The sequence below is a fragment of the Limibacterium fermenti genome (assembly GCF_041902845.1).
In the GTDB taxonomy this organism is placed as follows: Bacteria; Bacteroidota; Bacteroidia; order Bacteroidales; family Dysgonomonadaceae; genus Limibacterium; species Limibacterium fermenti.
On sequence record NZ_CP159486.1, the window covers coordinates 1,069,385 to 1,091,067 of the forward strand.

27 protein-coding genes are annotated in these 21,683 nt (G+C 43.7%); 25 read left to right on the top strand and 2 right to left on the bottom strand.

The annotated features are described in order from the left end of the window. The first annotated feature begins 86 nt into the window (after positions 1-86). The 22 genes from ABNK31_RS04895 (at position 87) to ABNK31_RS05000 (ending at position 15,328) form a co-directional block, all read left to right on the top strand. Positions 87-998, top strand: coding sequence for an HK97 family phage prohead protease (locus ABNK31_RS04895; RefSeq protein ID WP_418894593.1), 912 nt, complete (start codon positions 87-89; stop codon positions 996-998). 8 nt (positions 999-1,006) lie between these two features. Continuing rightward, positions 1,007-1,861, top strand: a complete 855-nt coding sequence (locus tag ABNK31_RS04900) for a hypothetical protein (RefSeq protein ID WP_321579699.1) — start codon at positions 1,007-1,009, stop codon at positions 1,859-1,861. A gap of 75 nt (positions 1,862-1,936) precedes the next feature. Then, the gene (locus tag ABNK31_RS04905) at positions 1,937-2,389 is read left to right on the top strand and encodes a hypothetical protein (protein ID WP_418894594.1); all 453 of its coding nucleotides are present in this window, start codon (positions 1,937-1,939) and stop codon (positions 2,387-2,389) included. Between the two features lies 1 nt (position 2,390). Continuing rightward, positions 2,391-3,584, top strand: a complete 1,194-nt coding sequence (locus ABNK31_RS04910; protein ID WP_418894595.1) for a DUF2586 family protein — start codon at positions 2,391-2,393, stop codon at positions 3,582-3,584. A 1-nt stretch (position 3,585) separates the two neighbouring features. Then, on the top strand, positions 3,586-4,023 hold the full coding sequence (locus ABNK31_RS04915; protein ID WP_418894596.1) for a hypothetical protein: 438 nt from the start codon (positions 3,586-3,588) through the stop codon (positions 4,021-4,023). An 11-nt stretch (positions 4,024-4,034) separates the two neighbouring features. Beyond that, positions 4,035-4,337 (top strand): hypothetical protein, encoded by a 303-nt coding sequence (locus ABNK31_RS04920; RefSeq protein WP_418894597.1) that lies wholly within the window; start codon positions 4,035-4,037, stop codon positions 4,335-4,337. A gap of 157 nt (positions 4,338-4,494) precedes the next feature. Then, a complete protein-coding gene (locus ABNK31_RS04925) occupies positions 4,495-6,285 on the top strand; it encodes a tape measure protein (protein ID WP_418894598.1) in 1,791 nt (596 codons plus the stop codon). Positions 6,286-6,288: 3 nt separating this feature from the next. After that, complete coding sequence (locus tag ABNK31_RS04930; RefSeq protein WP_321579700.1) at positions 6,289-6,798, top strand: DUF6046 domain-containing protein; 510 nt, start codon at positions 6,289-6,291, stop codon at positions 6,796-6,798. Between the two features lies 1 nt (position 6,799). Continuing rightward, entirely contained in the window at positions 6,800-7,570 is a 771-nt protein-coding gene (locus tag ABNK31_RS04935) for a hypothetical protein (RefSeq protein WP_418894599.1), read from the top strand. Further along, complete coding sequence (locus ABNK31_RS04940; RefSeq protein ID WP_418894600.1) at positions 7,518-7,751, top strand: hypothetical protein; 234 nt, start codon at positions 7,518-7,520, stop codon at positions 7,749-7,751. Before ABNK31_RS04935 ends, ABNK31_RS04940 begins: the two co-directional genes overlap by 53 nt. Next, a complete protein-coding gene (locus ABNK31_RS04945) occupies positions 7,744-8,277 on the top strand; it encodes a hypothetical protein (RefSeq protein ID WP_418894601.1) in 534 nt (177 codons plus the stop codon). Before ABNK31_RS04940 ends, ABNK31_RS04945 begins: the two co-directional genes overlap by 8 nt. Next, on the top strand, positions 8,277-8,600 hold the full coding sequence (locus tag ABNK31_RS04950) for a hypothetical protein (RefSeq protein WP_418894602.1): 324 nt from the start codon (positions 8,277-8,279) through the stop codon (positions 8,598-8,600). The genes ABNK31_RS04945 and ABNK31_RS04950 overlap by 1 nt, the downstream gene beginning before the upstream one ends. Before the next feature lie 23 nt (positions 8,601-8,623). After that, positions 8,624-9,064 carry a lysozyme gene (locus ABNK31_RS04955; protein WP_418894603.1) on the top strand — a complete coding sequence of 147 codons (441 nt, stop codon included), beginning with the start codon at positions 8,624-8,626 and terminating at the stop codon, positions 9,062-9,064. A 5-nt stretch (positions 9,065-9,069) separates the two neighbouring features. After that, positions 9,070-9,498 carry a hypothetical protein gene (locus ABNK31_RS04960; protein ID WP_418894604.1) on the top strand — a complete coding sequence of 143 codons (429 nt, stop codon included), beginning with the start codon at positions 9,070-9,072 and terminating at the stop codon, positions 9,496-9,498. Next, positions 9,425-9,946, top strand: a complete 522-nt coding sequence (locus ABNK31_RS04965) for a hypothetical protein (RefSeq protein WP_418894605.1) — start codon at positions 9,425-9,427, stop codon at positions 9,944-9,946. Before ABNK31_RS04960 ends, ABNK31_RS04965 begins: the two co-directional genes overlap by 74 nt. After that, complete coding sequence (locus ABNK31_RS04970; RefSeq protein WP_418894606.1) at positions 9,919-10,191, top strand: hypothetical protein; 273 nt, start codon at positions 9,919-9,921, stop codon at positions 10,189-10,191. The genes ABNK31_RS04965 and ABNK31_RS04970 overlap by 28 nt, the downstream gene beginning before the upstream one ends. Next, positions 10,188-11,018, top strand: a complete 831-nt coding sequence (locus ABNK31_RS04975; protein ID WP_418894607.1) for a hypothetical protein — start codon at positions 10,188-10,190, stop codon at positions 11,016-11,018. The genes ABNK31_RS04970 and ABNK31_RS04975 overlap by 4 nt, the downstream gene beginning before the upstream one ends. Further along, the gene (locus ABNK31_RS04980) at positions 11,015-11,785 is read left to right on the top strand and encodes a hypothetical protein (protein ID WP_418894608.1); all 771 of its coding nucleotides are present in this window, start codon (positions 11,015-11,017) and stop codon (positions 11,783-11,785) included. Before ABNK31_RS04975 ends, ABNK31_RS04980 begins: the two co-directional genes overlap by 4 nt. A 4-nt stretch (positions 11,786-11,789) precedes the next feature. Next, on the top strand, positions 11,790-12,050 hold the full coding sequence (locus ABNK31_RS04985; protein WP_418894609.1) for a hypothetical protein: 261 nt from the start codon (positions 11,790-11,792) through the stop codon (positions 12,048-12,050). Between the two features lie 6 nt (positions 12,051-12,056). Next, positions 12,057-12,659 carry a hypothetical protein gene (locus ABNK31_RS04990; protein WP_418894610.1) on the top strand — a complete coding sequence of 201 codons (603 nt, stop codon included), beginning with the start codon at positions 12,057-12,059 and terminating at the stop codon, positions 12,657-12,659. Positions 12,660-12,663: 4 nt separating this feature from the next. Then, on the top strand, positions 12,664-14,307 hold the full coding sequence (locus ABNK31_RS04995) for a glycosyl hydrolase family 28-related protein (protein ID WP_418894611.1): 1,644 nt from the start codon (positions 12,664-12,666) through the stop codon (positions 14,305-14,307). 196 nt (positions 14,308-14,503) lie between these two features. After that, positions 14,504-15,328: a DNA adenine methylase gene (locus ABNK31_RS05000; RefSeq protein ID WP_418894612.1), complete on the top strand. Its 825-nt coding sequence runs from the start codon at positions 14,504-14,506 to the stop codon at positions 15,326-15,328. 84 nt (positions 15,329-15,412) lie between these two features. Here the strand turns inward: ABNK31_RS05000 and ABNK31_RS05005 are convergent, their stop codons facing one another. Next, positions 15,413-16,348: a hypothetical protein gene (locus tag ABNK31_RS05005; RefSeq protein ID WP_418894613.1), complete on the bottom strand. Its 936-nt coding sequence runs from the start codon at positions 16,346-16,348 to the stop codon at positions 15,413-15,415. A gap of 213 nt (positions 16,349-16,561) precedes the next feature. On the opposite strand from ABNK31_RS05005, the gene ABNK31_RS05010 reads away from it, so the two are divergent. Continuing rightward, positions 16,562-17,437: an Rpn family recombination-promoting nuclease/putative transposase gene (locus ABNK31_RS05010; protein WP_418894614.1), complete on the top strand. Its 876-nt coding sequence runs from the start codon at positions 16,562-16,564 to the stop codon at positions 17,435-17,437. A 227-nt stretch (positions 17,438-17,664) separates the two neighbouring features. Here the strand turns inward: ABNK31_RS05010 and ABNK31_RS05015 are convergent, their stop codons facing one another. Further along, positions 17,665-18,408 carry a DUF6261 family protein gene (locus tag ABNK31_RS05015; RefSeq protein WP_418894615.1) on the bottom strand — a complete coding sequence of 248 codons (744 nt, stop codon included), beginning with the start codon at positions 18,406-18,408 and terminating at the stop codon, positions 17,665-17,667. A gap of 611 nt (positions 18,409-19,019) precedes the next feature. Between ABNK31_RS05015 and gmd the strand changes: the two genes are divergently transcribed. Further along, positions 19,020-20,081 (top strand): GDP-mannose 4,6-dehydratase, encoded by a 1,062-nt coding sequence (gene gmd, locus ABNK31_RS05020; RefSeq protein WP_418894616.1) that lies wholly within the window; start codon positions 19,020-19,022, stop codon positions 20,079-20,081. 186 nt (positions 20,082-20,267) lie between these two features. After that, complete coding sequence (locus ABNK31_RS05025; RefSeq protein ID WP_418894617.1) at positions 20,268-21,671, top strand: DUF6600 domain-containing protein; 1,404 nt, start codon at positions 20,268-20,270, stop codon at positions 21,669-21,671. Positions 21,672-21,683: the final 12 nt, after the last annotated feature.

Consider the following 21,683-nt stretch of genomic DNA (forward strand, 5'->3'; position numbering starts at 1 on the left):
TATGTCAGTGTTTTTTTGTGAACTATTGCCGTATTCCCAACTTTGCCTTCGCAATTAGTTTTAGCGAAAATTCAAAATAAAAGATAATGGATTTTATACTCTCAGACGGGAAAAGTACAAATACGAAAGGTTACCGGACTAACGTCCTGGGCATTTTGCTCGAAAGGTTTAAAGCTAATCCGGTGATGCTTTTTGATCACGATACCGGTAAGGTGATCGGCAGGTGGGAAAATATACGTATCGAAGATGACAAGCTTATGGCAACACCTGTTTTCGATTTAGATGATCCTCAGGGAAAAGAAGTGGCGCGGAAAGTGGATAAAAACTTCCTTCGTGCGGCTTCTATTGGTATTATGCCTCTACGGCTTGAGTATATAAATGATGAATTCGTCTTGGTTGAAAGCGAACTGATGGAGGCCAGTATCGTACCCATTCCTTCTGATGCAGGCGCTATCAGGCTGTATAACGAAAAACTGGAAGAGTTGTCATTCGACCAGGTGAAAGTAAACTTCAATTTTAATAATAACAAACAAAAATCAAATGAAATGGCAGAAGTAGTTTTTAGACTGTCCCATAAGACAGTGGAAATTCTTGGACTGGAAGCCGATTACACGCCGAAAGACGTGGAACTGGCTGTAGCGGAAAAGGACAAAGAAATCGAAAAACTTAAAGCTGATTTAAAGGCTGTTGAAAAACAATCGCAAACCGATTACCTGAACAATGCTGAGAAAGCCGGCAAAATTTCAGCAGTAGAACGTTTGTCGTTTGAGAAAATGGCTGAAAAAGGATGCTTTGAGGACGTGAAAACAATGATTGACGCGAAAGCGGAAACAGCAACGGAAACGTTGGCTGACAAGGTGAACAAATCAAGCATTACGGCAGGGCGTGAAAACTGGGATTACCTGAAATGGATGAAGGAAGATTCCGCCGGGCTTGAAAAGCTTCGCGCTGAAAACCCAAAAGAGTTCGAAAGATTACAACTAACAATTAAAAAGTAACAAACAAAATGGCTGGAGTATTTAAAGAAATTTTTACAAACATCATACTGTCGTTGTTCTATCCGGATGCTTCCTGGTTGAAAGAACTGACCAGTATGGATCACATGGTTGATAATAATGCAATCAACCTATCTCAGTGCGGGGCCGATCCCGAAGTCGTGGAAAACAATAACACATGGCCGCTGACGCCGTCGCAACGAACCGATACGGGGATCAGGATTCCATTGGCGACCTTCGACACTGAGCCGGTGCATATAACGAACGTAGAAGAAATGGAGACCCAGTATAACAAAGCGGAATCCGTTTCCCGGCAACATGCCAATACATTATACAAAAAAGCGTGTACCTCGGCGGCATTCAATATATCGCCCGCCTCTCATACGGCAAACACACCGGTATTAAAGACAACCGGTGCCGCGAATAGCAGCGGTTACAAAGCTTTAACTTATAACGATATCACCGATTTGTCACTGGCTTTCGATAATGGTGACCTGCCACAGGAAGGACGTATACTGCTTCTTTGTCCGCAACACAAGAAGGACTTGAAGAATGAGAACATTAAACTGTACAAACAAATGATGACCGATAAGGAAATCGACGGTTTTAAAATCTACACGTTCACCGGAAATCCCAAATACAATGCTACGGATGGGACAAAGATGCCCTACGGATCGGCTACCGGAAATCCGTCATCGGTCGCTATCGTGACGAGTGAAGCCATGCGTGCAATGGGGGATATCGAAGGAGAGCCTGAAAAGCGTTGGTCCGATTACCGTGGTTGGCTGCTTGGCTTTCAAATGCGTTTTGTAGCGCTTCCTTTCCGGGCATTCGGTTATGGCGCAGTATACAGCGATAAAGCATAAATTACTTTTTTCATAATCATTAAAAACAGGCTTCGAGGCCCCGGTTTTGAAGCCTGTTTTTCAAATTAAACAAATATGGCAAAGAGAAATGTTAAAACAAATGAAGAGTCAGTTGAACAGCCTCAGGTTGATGTTCAACCTGTACAGGAAACAACAGCAAACACCGATATCGCGCAGACAGCGACGACGCAACCTGAAGTCAATGAAGAAACACATCAAATTGAGTCAGGACAGGGTGATAGTGAGCAAACGGATGGTGAAGGGGATCCCGAACTGGATACTGAACCATCACAAGAAGAAATTGGCCAAAAAGGGAGTGACGATGTTGATACGTTAATCCTCGGTGAGCCGGTCGAAACAACCGAAAATAGAAACCGGATCGCAAAGGATGTATTTGATAAGAATCCGCAATGCAAAATTTTGCACTTCACGGCTGATTTGATCCCGTTCTTTAGTAAAAGCGACGCCTTTAGGCATGGCTCCAATACACTGAAGAATGATACAATCGTAACCATTAACCGGAAATAAAATGGCACTGAACGGATTACCTAAAGTAACAATAGACTATGGCAACGGTGCGTTGGGGCAAACTATCTCCAGCGCGGATGGGCTGCTATGTCTGGCCGTTTGCGGGGCTGTAGCCGTTGCAGACATGTTTTCACTTGCAAAGCTATACAGTGTTCGAAAACTGTCGGATTTGGCAACACTGGGCGTTACGGATGATAATAACCCGCTGTTGTATCAAACCGTGAAAGAATTCTATGCGGAAGCACAAGAAGGAACACAAGTGTATATCGTCGGGTATCCCGAAACTCTCAAAATGTCGGATGTGCTCGATAAGGAGAATCCTTATTTGCGAAGCGTGATTGAAACGACGAATGGCGAGTTGCGGGGGGTGGTGGTTACATCCGTGCCGGGGGCTAATCCCGTTGTTACCGATGGATTGGATAGCGATATCCCGCAAGCCTTATTGAACGCACATGAACTTGGCGAATGGGCGCGTGCGGCGAAATATGCGCCGGTATTTGTCATTCTTGACGGACTGAACTTTAGCGGAAACGCGACGGAACTGAAAGACTTGAAAGCGAATTCCTATTATCGGGCTGCCGTTGTTATCGGATCGACTTCCGCGGGATCGGCGAACCAGGCGGTCGGTTTGGTTGCCGGCCGAATCGCATCGGTTAGTGTCGAGCAAAATATCGGTCGTGTGTCAGATGGTGAGTTGAATGTATTAAAGATTTTTGCAGGAAACAATCAAATTGAAATGGCCGACATGGAAGCCATCTACAACAAATCCTACATTACCTTCAGGACATTTACCGGAATCGCCGGCTATTACATCGCCGATGATTTAATGGCCACGAAAGAAACGGATGATTATAACCATCTGACAGCTGTCAGGACTATCGACAAAGCGGCGCGTATTGCTTATGCCGTTTTGGTTCAGCAATTGTTGGACAAAGTACAGGTAAAGTCAGACGGTACCATGCTCCAACCTGTAATTGCATCCTGGAAGCAGGTCATTACTAATGCAATTGCATCCAACATGACCGCGGGTAACGAGTTGTCAGACGAAAATGGCGACAATGGTGTAGTGGTGTATATTGATCCGGTACAAGATGTATTGGCTACCAGCACTATTAATGTGGAAATACGTGTCCGTCCTTTCGGATACGCACGTTATATCAACGTATTATTGGGTTTCACTGTAAACGAAAATTAAAATGAAAGACGTATATCTAATCAACGGACGTGAATACGAATGGGCGGATATCAGCCTTATTGTGGGTAGTGTGCCTATTGTGGGGTTCCGTGCCGTCTCTTATAAACGTGAGTGTGAAAAAGAAGCCATGTTTGCAAAAGGCCGCAAAGCGCACAGCATTCAGAGCGGTAACGAATTAATAACGGGTAACATTACATTTACCCAAAGTCAGTTTGAAGCCATTGAAGCGGCAACCGGCGGAAACGTGCTAACGACAAAGGTCGATATTATTGTTTCGTACGGAGCGGAAATGAATGCAACATCAGTCGCTTCTTCTGCTATTTCAACAGATATAATTATCGGGGCAGAATTCACCGAGTACGAAAAGGGAATGGCTCAGGGTGATAAGTTTATGGAAATTGCAATGCCTTTTCTGGCATTGGACATCAAAAACGCTTAAAATAGTTCAAAATGGAAGAATTAAGAGGACAGGCTACGGCCGGGCAAATCGAAGAGTGGAAGAAAAAGCAGGGTGATATCTTTAAGGTGGAAGTCGGTGACTCCGTATGTTACCTGAAAAAGCCGGATAGGAAAACGATGTCGTATGTGGCCACGCTCGGAAATAATCCGATTAGGGCGAATGAGGCTTTGTTACAGAACTGTTGGCTCGGAGGCGATGAAAGCATCAAAACCGATGACGAAAAGTTCTTCGGCGTTTCTGCCAAGCTGGCAGAAATCGTTCAGATTAAGGAGGCCGAAATAACAAAGCTCTAAAGTCAGCCAAAAATGCTGCTCAAAATGGGATCATGCTTATTAATACGCAACTTCGGTACTATCTGCATATTTCCGATCCCGATGGGCTGACGGATGAAGAGTGGGCAGCCTACGCAGAAACACTAAACTGGATCAGATCACAAGAAGCTAAAAAACGATGAATGTTTTACAATACATACTCAACATCAACGGCAATGCGATAACAATGCTGGATAAAATCGGCGCGTCATCAGGCGCGTCCCGGTCGAATGTGCGTGGATTGAAAAACGAAGTCGAAAGCTTGAATAAGGTCGATTTAGGCGGTATCATCACAAAGCTGAAAGGGGTGGCTGCCGCGTTAGGTGTGGGAGCATTCATCGGCAAAACAATCCGGAATGGGATGGAACAGGAAATACGAAATACTTCCTTCGAAGTCCTTTTCGGGGGTGCCGATAATGCCAAGCGTATGATCGATGATATTTCGAACTATGCGGCAAAATCCCCTTATGGGAAGGCGGAATTAAGCGAAGCTGTGCAGACGATGGCCGGTTTCGGGATTGCCCAGGATAAAATCATGCCGAATTTAAAGGCCATCGGGGATATCACAATGGGTAATCGTGATAAAATGAAGCTAATGACATTGGCTTTTTCTCAAATGTCATCAACGGGTAAACTTACCGGCAATGACTTGTTGCAAATGATTAATTCGGGCTTTAACCCATTGAATAAAATATCGCAGACGACCGGTAAAAGCATCTCCCAATTGAGAGATGATATGTCCAAAGGAGCCATATCGGCTGATATGGTTACCCAAGCCTTTCAGAAGGCAACCGAAGAAGGCGGTTTGTATCACGGGATGATTGACAGGATTAACAATACCGTGTCCGGGCAATGGGCTATGGCAATGGATAATATCAATGAAAAGATGTTGAATCTGTATAATAATGTCTTGCAGCCGATAATTCTGCCGGCATTGGAAAAATTCAACCGATTTTTAGACGATCCCATTGGTACCATACAACGGCTAACGGATAAAATAACATCAGATTTCCCGGTCATAACGGGGATTATCATTACCGCAGCGAGCGCAGCTATCGGCTACAAAGTCGCAATGTTAGGACTTGCAGGTGTACAGGCAATAATTACCGGAATTAAAGGCGCGTTGGCGGCTTTCGAAATCATTGTTTTTGCAGTGCGTAATGCAACGAACCTTTGGACGGCCTCGCAGTGGCTTTTAACAGTCGCTCTTAACGCTAATCCTGTAGGATTGATTGTAGGGGCTATTGCGGGATTGGTAGCCATAATCACGTTGGCTTGGAATAAATTCGATGGCTTTCGGGGCGTGGTGACCGGAGTGTGGGAAACATTCAAGCTGTTTGTGAAATTTCTGAAGGATTCCGTAATCAATACGGTAAAGGGCCTGGTTGATACATTTGATGGGCTCGGTAAAATCATCAAAGGCATTTTTTCGTTAGACTGGGATAGCGTGAAAGACGGCGCCAAGCAGGCGGCATCCGGTTATGTTCAGGGGTTCATGGGGGGCGGGACGATGATGTCGGCTATTGAGAATGGAAAGAAGGTGGGAGAAACATGGTCGAAAGGCTATCAATCCGGGGTTGAAAATGGAAACCGTTTCGATCCCATCGGTTGGGTTTCCGACAAAATGGCGAAAATTGGAATTTCTCAACCGGCTATCCCTGGTACTCAATCGCCCGTTGCAGGAACTGGTAGCGGAACAGGTACGGGCGTAAACGGATCGGGAACAGGTACCGGCGTTGGCAAAGAAACGGCGAAAAGTATCGCTACCGGTGGAACCAAGACGACACATATCACCATTAATCTCGGTGAATTGGTCGGCTCGATTAATATAAACAAAAGCGGATTTAGGGAAAGTGCGGAAAATATGCGTGATGTACTCTTAGATGAACTGACGCGAATATTATCAATGGCACAGGGACAAACTATTTAGATTATGAATTTTAATACAATATTCACAAAGAATAATAATATCACCGTGCGCGATGCAAGCAACCTCATACAATCAGGTCAGCCGGTATCGATGGTGCTCCCGTTGTGGATAGGTATTAAAGAAAATCCGGAATGGATGTTTCCTATTGAACCGCTTATTTCCATTACCGGAAAAAATGTGATAATCAAACGGAATGTTTCCAAATCGGAAAGACGGGGTACCGTAAAAGAACGTTGGGCTCAGGATGATTTCTCTATTAATATTCAGGGGAAATTTGTGCATCCGGATTTGAATATTTATCCAGAAAACGACGTGCAAAAATTCATGTATTACGTAAAGCAAAAAAGGGCTTTAAATGTAAAAAACGAATTGCTCGCTATGCTGGATATACACCAGATAGTTATCGAAAATTATTCGTTCCCTTTTTCGAAAGGCGAAAACATACAAAACTTTTCCATTGATGCATTTTCCGATGATTTATTTGAACTATTTATTGAAGTGAAAAATGTTTAACATGGTTTACGACATAGTTATAGGTAATTACCGACTTGCATTATTGGAGTCGGCGGAAATACATAAATCTGTCGACTTATTGGCAGATACGGCGGTTATTGTCGTTCCGGGTGTGGTATACAACCAATCGTTAGACGTGGAAGAAAAAGTAAAGATTGGTGATAAGGTTACAATAAAACTGGGTTATGATGATAACCTGGTCACAGAATTTACCGGCTTTTTACAGCGTATTGACACAGATGATAGTAGTTTGATATTTAATTGTGAAGATGGAATTTATGAGACACGTAAGCCGGTAAAAGATAAACAGTTCAATAAAACAACAGTGAAAGCTATTGCGCAATATTGCCTTTCTGAAATAGGTCTATCGGAACTGAATTGTACGTATGATATTACTTATGAAAAGTTTATAATCAAAAGTGCAAATGCTTATGACGTATTGAAAAAAATTCAGGATGAAACAAAAGCGAATATCTACATGAAGGGGGCAGAACTGAATATTCATCCTGCATACGTAGAAAAAGGTGGAGACGTTAATTATGATTTTGCTGTCAATATCGAATCTTCTGATCTGAAATATCGTAACTCCGATGATCGGAAGTTCGAAGTTGTCGTTGAAGGTGTAGGACTTGACGGTAAAAAAAAAGTCGGTAAATGTCGGCGTTACTGGAGGCGAAAAGCGTACGGTAAAAGTACAATCCCCCATGTCTATAAGCGATTTGAAAAAACGTGGACAAGAAGAAATAAAATACCTTTCATACACTGGATATGAAGGTAGTATTACCGGTTGGCTGGTGCCTTATGTGGAACCTACTTATTCGGCACATATACACGATGCGGAATATGAGTTTAAGACGGGATCGTATTATGTGGTTTCTGTAACTACGACTTTTGACGAAAACGGCGGCGTGCGAAAAGTGGAATTAGGGCGTAAACTTACCGGTAATGGATAAATATAGACAGATATCAGAATTAATGAAAGGCTTTCAGCAAAACGGACAGGCATTTTTCCCTGCGACAGTTGAAAGCGTTGAGGGCAATACCTGCACTGTGGTAGCTGATGGCCTTTCTATTTCTGATGTCCGATTGAAGCCCACGACAGAGGATACAGACAACGCGTTTTTAATGACACCCGAAATCGCAAGTGATGTATTGGTAGGTTCTATATCTGGGGACTATAGCAATCTGTTTATAGTATATGCAAATAGCTATAGTGATATCCGTTTAAACGTTGATGAAATATCATTTAAACTGGATAAAAACGGGATTATAATAAATGATGGTGAAAATGGAGGTTCGGTTAAAATAAAAGAACTGGTTGAGTGGATGAAAAAGGTTTACAATGACCTTCAGGCTTTGAAAAATCAATTACAATCACATCCGGTTTCGGGCAATGGCGCTCCATTAGCATTGATATTTAATTCATCGACTCCCAATCCGAATCAGTCGACATTTGAAGACGAAAAAGTAAAACACTAATGGGTAAAGAAACAGGCATATTATTGAATATGGAAACGAATGATTTAGATATCCTTGTTCTCCGCGATTCGAATGGGAAGATTTTGCAGGGAGTTCAGATCGGCGATATAACAAAACAAAATATTGCTTCCATCTTAACGATGCATCCCGGTGAATTGAAAGAAAATCCTGTAGTGGGTGTCGGTATCGGAAATATGTTGTTAGATCACGATTACTTGCTGTATAAACATAAAATCAGACAGCAATTGGATATTGAAGGAATGCAAATAAACCATCTGGAAATTTCGGGACAAAATATTCAAGTAAATGCCGAGTACAAATAACAAAAAGTGAAAGGAATTGATTTATGAAAACATCAACCCGGGGCATTGCCCTGATAAAAGAATTTGAAGGCTTTCGGCCGAAAGCCTATTTGTGCCCGGCGGGCATCCCGACGATCGGCTACGGGCATACCAAAGGCGTGAAGCCGGGCGACACGATTTCGGAGCGACAGGGAGAGCAATTTTTGCGGGAAGATCTTGCCGCCTCCGAAAAGGTTATTAATGCGCTCAGCTTGCCATTGTCGCAAAATCAATTCGATGCCCTGGTAAGTTTCGTCTTCAACGTGGGATCGGGCAATTTTACCCGTTCAACCTTACTGAAGAAAGTCCGGGTAAATACGAATGATCCGTCGATAGCCGGCGAGTTCGAAAGATGGAATAAAGCGCGTGTAAACGGTGTGCTCACGGTCTTGCCCGGATTAGTCCGTCGCCGGAAGGCCGAGAGTGATGTATACTTTTCAAAATAACGGTTATGAATTGGTTTGAAATATTGTCCATTGTCCTCAATATTGGCTTGGGGGGCAGTCTTATCGTTACGGTTGTAACCCTCAGGGCAACCAAAACAAAAGCCGAGGCGGATGCACAAAAGGCCCGCGCGGAAGCTAAAACAACCGAGATTGACAATGTGGACAGTGCAATAAAGATCTGGCGTGATCTTGCAACAGATATGAGCGTGAAATATGACTTGGTATTGGTTGAGTTGGAAAAGCTACGAAAGGAAGTCAACCGGCTGAATCGTATCAATACGAAGATCATGAAACTGCTCGATAAGATCACCCCCGAGAACATGGAGGCTATTGTAGAACAAATTAAAACGGAGATTCAACATGAAGCAAAAGAAGATACTGCTACTCGTTTGGGTGTTCCTGCTGACAGCTTGCGGAACGATAAAAACGGATAAGCGACAGGCGTTCAAAACGGATCAGGTCTCGAATGTCGATGTAACGGTAAAGGAGTCCGGATCGCAAAAGCGAATTGACAACATCATGAAAGATGCAAGGACAAACGTGTCCGATAAAAGCGTTACCCGCCAGACCGATACGCAATATTCCGCTCCGGATTCTTCGACCGGCCGGCAACATAAGACTCGCGAACGCACGACCGAAACGCTGAATGATATCGCAGTCATCAATGAACAGAATGAGCGTATCATCAGCGAACAACAGGACAAAATTGATCGCCTGACACTCGTTACTTCGCAGCTTCGGACGAAGCTGGATGCTTCGCTCTCGGAGAAAATAACAACTACCACGCGCCCGCCGGTATGGACGTACATCGTTGCTATCCTTGCCGGAGCCGCGTTGACACTAATAATCAGGATATGGCTAAAAAGGACATTCAGGCTTTAGAAGGACAGTCGGTATTCGACATTGCCGTGCAGACGGCTGGAAGCACCGAGGCGGCCATTGATATCGCCGCCGGGAATGATATTTCTGTGACGGACGATATCGATGTGCTCAATACGATAAAAGCATCGGCCACGGTAAACAAATCCATAGCCGGTTATTACGAACGAAACGCCATTAAACCGGCGACGAACATCACGGACAAAGGTCAGATTTTCGAGGACATTTTTAACAACACGTTCGCATGAGGACTCTTAACGAAATAGTACAAGCAATCCGCGCCGATTTTGTGGCGAATTCAACGTTGCAGCAGATGTATGGACTTGATAGATCGAAAACCTTCGATGAGCAATTCTCGAAAGTGAGCATCGAGGCAATATTGACGTATATCGTTGCCGTCGCGATCTTCACGCTTGAATCGCTTATGAACCGGCATCAGTCCGATATTGATGCGGCTATTACGAAGAATGCCGTGTGCTCCATTCCCTGGTACCACACCCGTTCGATGGCCTTTCAATTGGGCCATTTCGTCAAGTTTAATCCCCTCACATACGGGTTTGAATATCCCGAAGTGGATGAAGAATCACAAATTATCCGGTTTGCTGCGGTTAGACAGTTAGAGGTTGAAGGCGTTACGAAACTGCGCATCTATGTTTCCAAAGACGACAGGCAACCATTATCGGCGTCGGAACTGGAAGCCTTCCGGGCATACATCACCGAAATCGGCGCGGCCGGTACGCACTTCGAGATCATCTCCCAGGCTCCGACATCGCTCGAATTTACCCTCCAGGTAGTCCGAAATGCAATGGTGCTCGATATGGACGGGAACCGCTTGTCCGGAGGCGGCAAGCCGGTGGAAGAGGCGATATCCAATTATCTGGACAATATCATCTATGGGGGCGTGTTTAACCGGACGAAGCTAACAGATGCCATCCAGCAGGCGGATGGCGTGTCGGACGTGATCCTGAACGAAGTCCGGATCGCCGGGCAGGCGGTCACCTCGCAGAACATCGAATCACCCGGCGGGTCATTCGACTTTGACATCGATCATACAATAATAACTTACACGGTATGAGAATAGATTTTTACAAACTGATAGAGCAACTTTTGCCGACCTTTCTGCGCAAAGACCGTATACTCGCCTTCCTGCGCGTATTGGTTGCGAAACCCTTGCAGCAGCTATTCGTCAAGTTCCATCTGTGGCGGATGAAATCACGTTACGAGGCAAGCGTATCCCCGCAGGTGATCTCCCTGATCCACGCCATTGAACGCACCTTCGACTGTGTGGCAGAACTAACCGAGTTAGACGGCAAGCCGTATGACTTCCTTATTTCCATCGACCGAAGTACCGACCTGAATGCCATACGCGAGTTTATCGATAAGCATAAACTTGCCGGCAAGTCGTACTTGTTTAAGCTGGGCGATGCGGCATTCTCGGTTACTTGGCTTAGTCATACCGATGAGCATCTAATAGAAGAGTATTCAGCAGAATGGACTGAATACATCGACTCGCGTGGAATAGAGTTAAATCTCAGTTTGACTTGGAATAATATGGCATACGGACAATTTCCGGAGCTTACGCGCGGATGGGCGATAAATATTGAGGCATCGGAGCCTGTAACAAGTGACTTGGAATTTACAGTTTCATTAAAAGTTTTTAATAGTTTTACTACAATTACAATCCCTATAGAAGAGACACTTGTTCTTGCTTCCGGCGAAAATTGGCTGATTAAGAATATTAACGAGAAATATTACAATAACAATTCACTCGTGATAAGGATTCAGGACGTGACGTTTTCTCCTGAGGTAGATGAACATCATTTTTATGATTTAAAGTATTAACGATATGGCAAAGAAACGCAGTTTGACATTAAAAGTTACAAAAACGCTCTCCGGCGACATGGCGGAAGGGTACCCGCGCACTTATTACGGAATGCAGGCATTCTCGTATAATGGAACGGATTATCCGGCAATTGATGCGGAAACATTCTCGATGATGGCAGTGAGCCTATATCAATCCCGTCTGTCTGCTTTCATTGCATACGTAGAATTACAGGAATTCGGACTGAATATTAGTGAAGTACAAACCAACGAACCGTATTATTAAAACATTATGGCAACTTATACAGAATTGGAAGAAAGAATAGAAGAATTGAAATCGCGAACGGGGCGTATGTCCATCTCTCCGGAAGAAACATTCGACCTGATGAAGGACATGCTTGGCAAAACAAAGGGCGTGGACTATAATGCCGCCTCGATGGCCATACTCGGCAGTTATGCCACGAAAGCGGATATGGAAGCCGATAAGGCTCCGGTCGGTACCGACGGCAAGCCGTTGAAACATGGACAGACGGTATCCGTTACGAGCGATCCGGTGAGTGCCAATAACGGCGTATACCGATATCTCGAACCTGGATGGGATTTGGTGTTCCGGTACAACGACAGCCTGATATGGTTAAAGGAGAACCTTTCTTCGTTGAAAATAGCCTGTTTTTACGCCTCCGTTGCCGATATGCAGGCCGATGATTCACCTGTGAACGAAAGTACCGGGGAGCCGCTGCAAATTGGCGAACTGGCCGCGATATCCAACCCGGCAGATACCGGCGATCTGGATAATGGCAAGATATACGCATGGACTGGATCCGGCTGGACCTATATGGGGCAACTCGATTCGATTACTTCCATGGATTTTACCGATAACTATTTTGACATTTAGAAATATGGCACAAATTATTAAACTCTTAGACAGTCACACAAAAGAAAACGTCAACTATGAACAAACCCAATCATGGCATGATGGGACTGAAATGAACGATGAAAAATGCGATGGCGTTATTTATCGAAAAAAGCGGGGCCTGTATTATAGAAGGGCTTATTCTTCGAGTCTTAATGTAAAATGGTTTGGTGCAATAGGGAATAATAGCAATGATGATACGATTGCATTTAAAAAAGCCATTGCCTTTCTCAAAAATATGGGCACTGGTAAATTATACATCCCGACTGGCAACTATGTATTGTCAGATACATTATCTATAGAATTAGACGGTATCCAAATACAGGGTGACGGGTCAAAAAATTCAATTTTAAGAATAAATCATAATAATGCTGCTCTTAAGTACACAAGCATCATTTCTGATTTATCAATTTCCAAATTTGATATTTCTCAATTAGGAATAATAAATATAGTTAATGACGTTTCGTTTCCAAATGATACAATGAAAGGGATAGGCGTATTGTGCAGTCATATGCACTCTTCTTTATTTTATGATGTATATATAGAAAATTTCTTAGATGCCTTGATTTTAGAAGAGTCATATCTCAATAGCTTTATAAATTATTTTTCTCAATCAAATTATCGGGGGGTAAAAACTGTTGGAGGCTCAAATGGTAATACTTTTTATAATGGCGTTATTAGGAATTCCTCTCTTGATTTAAGAGGCGTCGGCTCAGAAAGAAACCTTTTTATAAATATAGATATTGAACCTGCAAGTAATACCCAATATGTAGGAAATAATAATACTTTTCAGAATTGTCGATTTGAGAGGTTCAATTTATTACATGCTGATTTTAAAAAGACGTGGTTTGTACTTGATTCAAAAAATAAATTCATTAATTGTGACTGGCACTGGAATTATGCTGATCAGCCACAAGATTACATGATGATTATAGAAGGGGAAGGAAACAGGGTAGAGATAGGAGATACCAATACAACGGCAAAATTAATTCTTCTTAAAGCTACTTCAAAATATAATATGATTGATTATAGGGGTAGCTTTAGAGACTATCAAATTACGGGATCGGTTCGTTATTCTGATTACCCTATACAAGACTGTGGACTTGGCAATGAAATAAATTTCTCGCCTGGAGGGGAAGTCTCAAAAATAATGGGCGATTATGATCTTTTGAAAATCGGAAAATTTAATAATAAAATATCAGGGCCATGGTATGACAATGTTACAATAAATATGAATACCATGTCTATTGTTGAGACTGATATTCATCAGCCGGGTCTCTATACAACTGAACAAAGTGCTCGAAAAATAGAAATAGTGAATGATAATTATGTCAGAAGGTTCTCAATTTTGTCAGATGTAATAGCAGATAGATTTAAGAAATATTCAGCGTCGGCCTGGATATATATTCCAGCGGGTTTTGACGGAACATACGTCTCAATTTCAATTATAGAGGGGATGTATATACCTCTGTTTATGTCCAACGACAATAAAGAAAAATGGGTGCGAGTATTTGGTTATTCCCAGCCACCAGCCTATGAGCCTGTAGGATTGCACGTAGACACAGATGCTTTATCTGGATATTTTTATTTTTCATTTCCAATCTTATGTGAAGGTTTATCACCCGTTTGAGGGGGCAGGCGTAAAAAAGCCCCCGCCTTCGCCAACCGCTAATTTCTCACGTCACCGGTTGAAACGATAAAGGTGCACACACACCAAGACAGAGGCTTATGCCTTTATGGTGTGTGTGCACCTATTTTATTATGACGTGAGAGAAACAAAAATACAATAAATAAACGAAACAAACTACACTTTTAAAAATTACAGTATGAAAACTCCAATTACATATTATGGCGGCAAACAAAACATGCTGAAGCACATCATGCCGCTGATCCCGGCGCATACGATCTACTGTGAATCGTTTGCCGGCGGCGCGGCTGTTTTCTTTGAAAAGCAGCCATCGCAGATGGATGTGATCAATGACCTGAACGGCGAACTCATCAACTTTTACCGGACGATTGTCTGTAATTATGAAGAACTGAAACGGGAGATTAACCGGACGCTGCACAGTCGAACGCAGCACGAAAGTGCCTGGTTCATATACAACCATCCCGATGACTTTACCAACATTCAGCGTGCCTGGTCAGTATTTGTATTGAGTAAATTGGGCTTTGCCGGGCAGTTCAGCAACTCGTTCGGCTTCGATAAGTCCGAAGGCCGTCAGGCTCGGAAAGTCGATTTCGCCAAGGAAGCCTTCACGGTCGAGTTACGTAAGCGGCTCGAGATAGCCACGATTGAGAACGATGACGCTTTCCGTGTTATTACCCGGTATGATCCTCCTGAGACGTTTCATTTCATTGATCCGCCGTATGTCGGTTCCGACATGGGCCATTACACCGGCATGTTCGATGATGCGGATCTCGAGAGATTATTACAACTATGCGTCACCCTTCAGGGCAAATTCATGCTTACGATGTACCCGAATGACAATATTCAGTTATATGCCGAGCAAAACGGTTGGGTTATTCATTCGGTAGAGCGACAGATATCTGCCTGCAAGGAAAACAGGCGTAAACAGGAAGAATGGATCACCTGCAATTATGCCACGCCGATCAGTCAACAAGCTTTGAATTTATTTGAAATGCACGTTTAATGAGGATTTAAACTGTGTTTAACGGGTGTAAAAAACGTGAGCAGACTGTTCGCGTTTTTTGTTTTATAATTCATTTTTATTGAGTTAGAATCCCAAATATGATTTAATTAGTTCCGTTAAAATAGAAATGCCCAGTTCTACTGTTATCTTTCGACCATTTTTTATAAGTTTGTTTGACATTTTCTTTATCCAACTTTGAGTTTTTTCGTTAAGTTGTTTAGGCTGCTTTTCTGTGTTTTCGCTATTTATTATTGGGTATAATTCTTCAATATCAGATTTTTCTAAACCTAATTGATTTAATTCGTCTCTTAACTGATCGAAATTTCCTTTCTGTATAGTGGGCTTTTGATAAATTGTATTACTGTCTCCAGTATTTATTAGATTTCCATCTCCGATATTTGTGATATTCTGTGTAAGGTAATTGTGAATTATTTGGTTTGCTTCGTTTCTATTTTTTATTATCTCTTCTATTTCAACTTCATATCCCATTTCTGTTTCTAAATTTAGAGCCAAATCCAAAGCATGATTCCGAACCTTTATAAGAATATTCTTATAGACCGTATGGCTTGTGACTTGACGAGTATCAAACAGGGAATATAACTTATAGGTAGGGTTATGGTCTCTAATAATTTGCATAATAAATGCACTAATTTCGCTTGGAACTACAAAAGCGATAGTGTCTTCTTTATTTTTTGCAGCATCCTCAATAATTGATATACCCTGTTTTATTCTTATTTTGTTGAGATTCTCTTTTAATTCTTCTGGAAAATGAAGGGTAGATATTATCTGATCCCGTATTGAATAGAAACCGTTAGAATACGTTCCTTGTAGCAATGCGGGAGCTATACGATATTCAGGAAGATTGTCATCGTCCTCATATCCGTTTAACTCTTTATTTATCCAACTCAATAATTCTTTATTTCTAATTCTTGAGGCAAGCAATTTTAATTGATATAGTCCATTAGTTAAAGACTCCTTTTCCGTCGATAATAAACTCGTTATATTCGTTAAAACATTCATTATTATAAGTATTTGATATCAGGTTCAAAGATACATATAATTGTGTTTGAGGGTCTGTTTTTATGTACAATTTGTTTTATATTTGTGTACTTTTTGAATTTTCGATTATACATTTCCGGTGAGATTTTATATCTGCAAAAATATATCCGACAGAAAATGCTTGACGGTTCGACAAAGAAATCCTATCTTTGCCTGATTAATTAGGACAATGACATGGAACGCTTTATCAATCCATTTTCCGATATGGGTTTTAAGCGGATCTTCGGACAAGAGGCAACCAAAGACCTGCTGATTGATTTTTTGAACGACTTGCTGGAGGGCGAAAAAACAGTAACGGACATTACTTTTCTCGACAAGGAGATCCTGCCCGATTTTAACGAGTTTCGCGGGGCAATTTACGACATTTATTGTGTCAACGAATCCGGGGAACATTTTATCGTAGAGATGCAAAACGGTTATCAGACGTACTTTCGTGAACGGGCGCTGTTTTACCTTTCGCACATCATCACCCGGCAGGGGCGACCCGGAGGAGATTGGCATTTCGACGTAAAAGCGGTTTACGGCGTGTTTTTTATGAATTTTTGCCTCGATGACATTCCTCACAAATTGCGCACCGACGTGATTCTTGCCGACCGCGAAACGCATGAACAATTCAGTGATAAGCTGCGTTTTATTTTCATCGAACTTCCTTACTTTCATAAGCGGGAAGATGAATGCAATACGAATTTCGATAAATGGATATATACACTCAAGAATATGGAAACATTGAAAACAATTCCTTTCAAGGATCGTAAGAAAGTCTTTAAGAAACTGGAGAAGACGGTGGACCTGGCTTCGATGACTCCGGAAGAGCGTGACCGCTACGAGGAAAGCATCAAAGTCTATCGCGATTATGTGAATACCATAGAGGATACTTCGCACCGTTCTTGGAGAAAAGGACGAATGGAAGGCCGAGCGGAAGGGCATCGGGAAGGCCGGGTGGAAGGAAAAATAGAAATGGCCCGAAACATGAAGGCGGAAGGTTTACCGCTTACGCTTATTTCTAAAGTAAGTGGACTTTCTGCCGAAGAAATAGAAAAACTATCGTGACTGAGGACGTTGCTTCGAGCTCCGTTCTTGGTAAGAAAAATCAAATCACAGTATAGTGTGACTATGGAAAAGTTGGCGACTGTCATAAAAGAACGGCGGAACAGACTGGCTGACACGAAGGCGTAAAATAGTCACCGGGGATGTCACTTTCCGGCATCCCCGGTGAGACCGATCCCGCAAAATGGGACTGGCGTACCGTATTGGATTTACGGGCCGCAGGAATCGGGTTATTTTCCGTCCGAAGTTTTTCCGCCTTTTTTCTTCAATCCCCGACTGATTTTTGCAGAAGTTAATACTTGTTTGATTTCCTCGTTGATGTCGTCGGCTATCGGTTTATAGGCCGCTTCGCCTTCCAACAGAGCCAGGGCGTTTATCACGTCGGCCATCTTGGTAAAGGCTTTTTGCATTTTGGTGCGGGCTTTTTTCACCTGGCCGATTTCCACGAGCGCCTTGCTGCGTGTGCGATCGTTGTAAATAACGCCTAACGCTCCGTTGTATTCGCCCAACTTCGTGACCCACGGATCGGATGCCGAGGTGGTTACCAGCGGTGCATATTCGGGTTTGGCAAAATCCTGCATCAGATTGGTGACAATTCCGATTTCGGCGAGGATGGGTTTCCGATAGATGTTTTTGCCGTAGTTATCCATCAGTGTCAGTAACTTGGATGCGGCGTTGGACACATCCGGATCGGGATGCCGCAATTGCGATTTAAGATGTTGCCGCAATCCCACGATGGTATCGTCGGTTTTCTTGTCCAACTCCCATATTTCCTTCGTTTCGACATTGGAATAGAGGGGTTTTACGGCAACATCCAATGCGGTATAAGCCGGGGCGAAATGCTCGTCATACGTAGGTTTCAACTTCAGTGTTTCCAAATCTACACTCTTGTAATGATTGTCTGTGTTTGTCATTACCTGATAAAAATCCATTACAGGAACTTCATCTAAATTCTTTTTACTAATTAGTGTCATACTCAGCAATATTTAAATTTATAATAAACGTACTTCCCTTATGTGTTCGGTGTTTTCTGACTCTCCGAAAGTCTTTTACATGAGATGTTGGGTGCTTTCGCACTCTCCGAAAGCTGTTGCATGACGTGTCGGACACTTTCTGACTCTCCGAAAGTCTTTTGCATGACATGTCGGACACTTTCGCGCTCTCCGAAAGCCGTTACATGACGTGTTGGACTCTTTCGGAACGTCCGAAAGTCCGTTGCACGACGTGTAATCCGATTTTTAACCGCCGGAACATTTCATTCTCAAAAATAGTTGCGTGGATCTATCAACCAGCCGCGCCATTTTACAGATACGGTGGCTTTCTCAGGATGAGATACCCTTTTTACTGACGGGTATGATACTTTCTCATGGAGGGAAAGTCGATTGTTGCAAAGGTACAATACAAGATGTTCCGTTGTTCATCTTTAATATACTTTAACCTTGTCTTCCGGGCTTTTGTTTCCTCAAAATCATATCATTCGGAAAATTCAAAACAGTTTCTTATTTCCCCAACTATCATTATTTAAAAAACAAAGCATTATCTTTGCACCCATTAGGTGATGAGACCTTATGACAAAATAGGAAAGATGATGAAGAAAAAAGCATTAATCACCGGAATTACCGGCCAGGACGGATCGTATTTGGCGGAATTTTTATTGGAGAAAGGCTATGAAGTGCATGGAATCTTGCGGCGTTCCTCCTCGTTCAATACCGGCCGTATCGAACATCTGTATTTCGACGAATGGATACGCGATATGAAGCAGCAACGGACCCTCGAACTGCATTATGCCGATATGACCGACTCGAGCTCTCTGATTCGTATCATCCAACAGGTGCAACCCGATGAAATTTATAACTTGGCGGCTCAAAGCCACGTAAAAGTCAGTTTCGATGTGCCCGAATATACGGCCGAAACGGATGCCGTGGGAACCTTGCGCCTTCTGGAAGCGGTGCGCATTCTCAATCTCGAAAAAAAGACCCGCATCTATCAGGCTTCTACCTCCGAACTCTTCGGACTGGTGCAGGAAGTGCCGCAGAAAGAAACGACGCCGTTTTATCCGCGCAGTCCCTATGGGGTGGCTAAATTATACGGCTATTGGATCACAAAGAATTACCGTGAGTCATACAATATGTTCGCGGTGAACGGTATTTTGTTTAATCATGAGAGTGAGCGTCGGGGCGAGACGTTTGTCACGCGCAAGATTACGCTGGCCGCCGCCCGCATTGCACGGAGAGTGCAGGATAAATTGTATTTGGGTAACCTGGGCGCCTGTCGCGATTGGGGGTATGCCAAAGATTATGTGGAATGTATGTGGCTGATGCTGCAACATCATACACCCGAAGATTTCGTGATTGCCACCGGCGAGAAGCATTCGGTACGCGACTTTTGCACGCTGGCTTTTGCCTATGCCGGCATCCCGCTGCGCTGGGAAGGCGAGGGGATAGACGAAAAAGGAATTGACACGGCTACCGGAAAGACGCTGGTAGAGGTCGATCCGAAGTATTTCCGTCCGGCCGAAGTGGAACAATTGTTGGGGGATCCCACAAAAGCCAAAACCGTGTTGGGATGGAATCCTCGTAAGACATCCTTTGAAGAATTGGTCGAAAAGATGGTGAAGTTCGATATGGATCTTGTGAAAACGGTGTAGATAAAGAGGTCTCCGGTCTTTAGATATTCGACTTTCGACTTTTCATTCGTCATTCGTCATTCGTCATTCGTCATTTGTAATTTGTAATTTGTAATTTGTAATTGATTCTTCTGATTAAACCATCCGAACAATGTGCGGTCTGAACGTTAAATGTTTGGAAGTCCCACTCTTTAAAAACTTATTGATATGAAAAATTTTAAATACACCTTACTGTTTGCATGGGTTGCTCTGGTCGCTTCCTCTTGCACCTCTCTTCAAGGTTGGGCGTACTCACAATCGGATTACGGCAACTACGATAATGATGGCTATAACGATGATTATTACTACGGTGATAATTATTCGGGCGGCGGCATCAGTTTACAGACATTTTATAATGAGTTGAATCCTTACGGTACGTGGGTACAAGACCGCAATTACGGACAGGTTTGGGTTCCCCGGGTGGGCAATGATTTTCATCCCTATGGGACAAACGGCTATTGGGTAATGACCGATTACGGAAACACCTGGGTGTCGAGTTACTCATGGGGCTGGGCGCCATTCCACTACGGCCGTTGGTTTTATGATGATTATTACGGTTGGGCATGGGTTCCCGGTTACGAATGGGCGCCGGCATGGGTCAATTGGCGAAGCGGCGGCGGTTATTACGGTTGGGCGCCGATGGAGCCTCGCGGCGGCATCAGCATAAGCATAAACATTCCCGTGAATTATTGGGTTTTCCTTCCCGATCGTTACATGTATCGCAGCAATATGCACCGCTATTATGCAGGCAGAAGCTATAATACACGCATTTATAACAATACGACGATCATCAATAATACGTATATATATAATGATAACCGTTATTACAGCGGCCCTTCTGCACGGGATTATCAACGAACCACCGGCCGTCAGGTGAGTGTCCGCACGCTGGAAGCAACCGGCAGCCGTTCCGGAAGGAGTAGCGCTCAAGTGAGCAGCCGTTCGGTAAGTGTGTATCGCCCCGATGCATCGGGCAGCCGTTCGAGCAGTTCGCGTTCGTCGGTCAATCAGAGAACTCCTTCGAACAGCCGGAGCGGCAGCGTCAACCGTGATGCTACAGGTTCAAGCCGTTCGAGCAGTCCTCGCAGCACGACCCGGTCCATCGACAACACCAGTCGGAGCACCACTCGCCAATCGCAGTCGGGTACGATAGACAACAACAGAAGTTCTACCCGCGGGAGCAGTACGCGATCCACTTCCACGCCTTCGAGCCGTAGTTCGAATGTCGACCGAAGTACGACCCCCTCATCTTCCGGAAATAATAGTCGTGCGCGGTCGGAGAGTAACCGTAGTCGAGAGAATAATAACGTAACGACTCCGCCGAGTACCTCCCGCAGTTCCAGCCGCAGCAATTCAGCGACTTCCACTCGTTCGCAAGGCGCCAGCCGGAGCACCAGCACTGCGCCATCCACGCGTTCGTCGGGTTCTTCTTCCGGAAGCACCCGCAACGAAACAACGGTAAGTCCGTCTTCGTCGCGTAGCAGTAGCAGTCGGAGCGCCTCTTCTTCCTCTTCTTCACGAAGTCGTTCGAGCGATAACTCCGGTTCGAGCCGCTCTTCCCGATCGCGATAAGAAAACAAATTG

What these genes read in the sequence shown, in the direction of transcription:
- ABNK31_RS04895 (WP_418894593.1), top strand. Translation starts at nt 87, where the DNA reads ATGGATTTTATACTCTCAGACGGGAAAAGTACAAATACGAAAGGTTAC.
- ABNK31_RS04900 (WP_321579699.1), top strand. Translation starts at nt 1,007, where the DNA reads ATGGCTGGAGTATTTAAAGAAATTTTTACAAACATCATACTGTCGTTG.
- ABNK31_RS04905 (WP_418894594.1), top strand. Translation starts at nt 1,937, where the DNA reads ATGGCAAAGAGAAATGTTAAAACAAATGAAGAGTCAGTTGAACAGCCT.
- ABNK31_RS04910 (WP_418894595.1), top strand. Translation starts at nt 2,391, where the DNA reads ATGGCACTGAACGGATTACCTAAAGTAACAATAGACTATGGCAACGGT.
- ABNK31_RS04915 (WP_418894596.1), top strand. Translation starts at nt 3,586, where the DNA reads ATGAAAGACGTATATCTAATCAACGGACGTGAATACGAATGGGCGGAT.
- ABNK31_RS04920 (WP_418894597.1), top strand. Translation starts at nt 4,035, where the DNA reads ATGGAAGAATTAAGAGGACAGGCTACGGCCGGGCAAATCGAAGAGTGG.
- ABNK31_RS04925 (WP_418894598.1), top strand. Translation starts at nt 4,495, where the DNA reads ATGAATGTTTTACAATACATACTCAACATCAACGGCAATGCGATAACA.
- ABNK31_RS04930 (WP_321579700.1), top strand. Translation starts at nt 6,289, where the DNA reads ATGAATTTTAATACAATATTCACAAAGAATAATAATATCACCGTGCGC.
- ABNK31_RS04935 (WP_418894599.1), top strand. Translation starts at nt 6,800, where the DNA reads ATGGTTTACGACATAGTTATAGGTAATTACCGACTTGCATTATTGGAG.
- ABNK31_RS04945 (WP_418894601.1), top strand. Translation starts at nt 7,744, where the DNA reads ATGGATAAATATAGACAGATATCAGAATTAATGAAAGGCTTTCAGCAA.
- ABNK31_RS04950 (WP_418894602.1), top strand. Translation starts at nt 8,277, where the DNA reads ATGGGTAAAGAAACAGGCATATTATTGAATATGGAAACGAATGATTTA.
- ABNK31_RS04955 (WP_418894603.1), top strand. Translation starts at nt 8,624, where the DNA reads ATGAAAACATCAACCCGGGGCATTGCCCTGATAAAAGAATTTGAAGGC.
- ABNK31_RS04960 (WP_418894604.1), top strand. Translation starts at nt 9,070, where the DNA reads ATGAATTGGTTTGAAATATTGTCCATTGTCCTCAATATTGGCTTGGGG.
- ABNK31_RS04965 (WP_418894605.1), top strand. Translation starts at nt 9,425, where the DNA reads ATGAAGCAAAAGAAGATACTGCTACTCGTTTGGGTGTTCCTGCTGACA.
- ABNK31_RS04970 (WP_418894606.1), top strand. Translation starts at nt 9,919, where the DNA reads ATGGCTAAAAAGGACATTCAGGCTTTAGAAGGACAGTCGGTATTCGAC.
- ABNK31_RS04975 (WP_418894607.1), top strand. Translation starts at nt 10,188, where the DNA reads ATGAGGACTCTTAACGAAATAGTACAAGCAATCCGCGCCGATTTTGTG.
- ABNK31_RS04980 (WP_418894608.1), top strand. Translation starts at nt 11,015, where the DNA reads ATGAGAATAGATTTTTACAAACTGATAGAGCAACTTTTGCCGACCTTT.
- ABNK31_RS04985 (WP_418894609.1), top strand. Translation starts at nt 11,790, where the DNA reads ATGGCAAAGAAACGCAGTTTGACATTAAAAGTTACAAAAACGCTCTCC.
- ABNK31_RS04990 (WP_418894610.1), top strand. Translation starts at nt 12,057, where the DNA reads ATGGCAACTTATACAGAATTGGAAGAAAGAATAGAAGAATTGAAATCG.
- ABNK31_RS04995 (WP_418894611.1), top strand. Translation starts at nt 12,664, where the DNA reads ATGGCACAAATTATTAAACTCTTAGACAGTCACACAAAAGAAAACGTC.
- ABNK31_RS05000 (WP_418894612.1), top strand. Translation starts at nt 14,504, where the DNA reads ATGAAAACTCCAATTACATATTATGGCGGCAAACAAAACATGCTGAAG.
- ABNK31_RS05005 (WP_418894613.1), bottom strand. Translation starts at nt 16,348, where the DNA reads ATGAATGTTTTAACGAATATAACGAGTTTATTATCGACGGAAAAGGAG.
- ABNK31_RS05010 (WP_418894614.1), top strand. Translation starts at nt 16,562, where the DNA reads ATGGAACGCTTTATCAATCCATTTTCCGATATGGGTTTTAAGCGGATC.
- ABNK31_RS05015 (WP_418894615.1), bottom strand. Translation starts at nt 18,408, where the DNA reads ATGACACTAATTAGTAAAAAGAATTTAGATGAAGTTCCTGTAATGGAT.
- gmd (WP_418894616.1), top strand. Translation starts at nt 19,020, where the DNA reads ATGATGAAGAAAAAAGCATTAATCACCGGAATTACCGGCCAGGACGGA.
- ABNK31_RS05025 (WP_418894617.1), top strand. Translation starts at nt 20,268, where the DNA reads ATGAAAAATTTTAAATACACCTTACTGTTTGCATGGGTTGCTCTGGTC.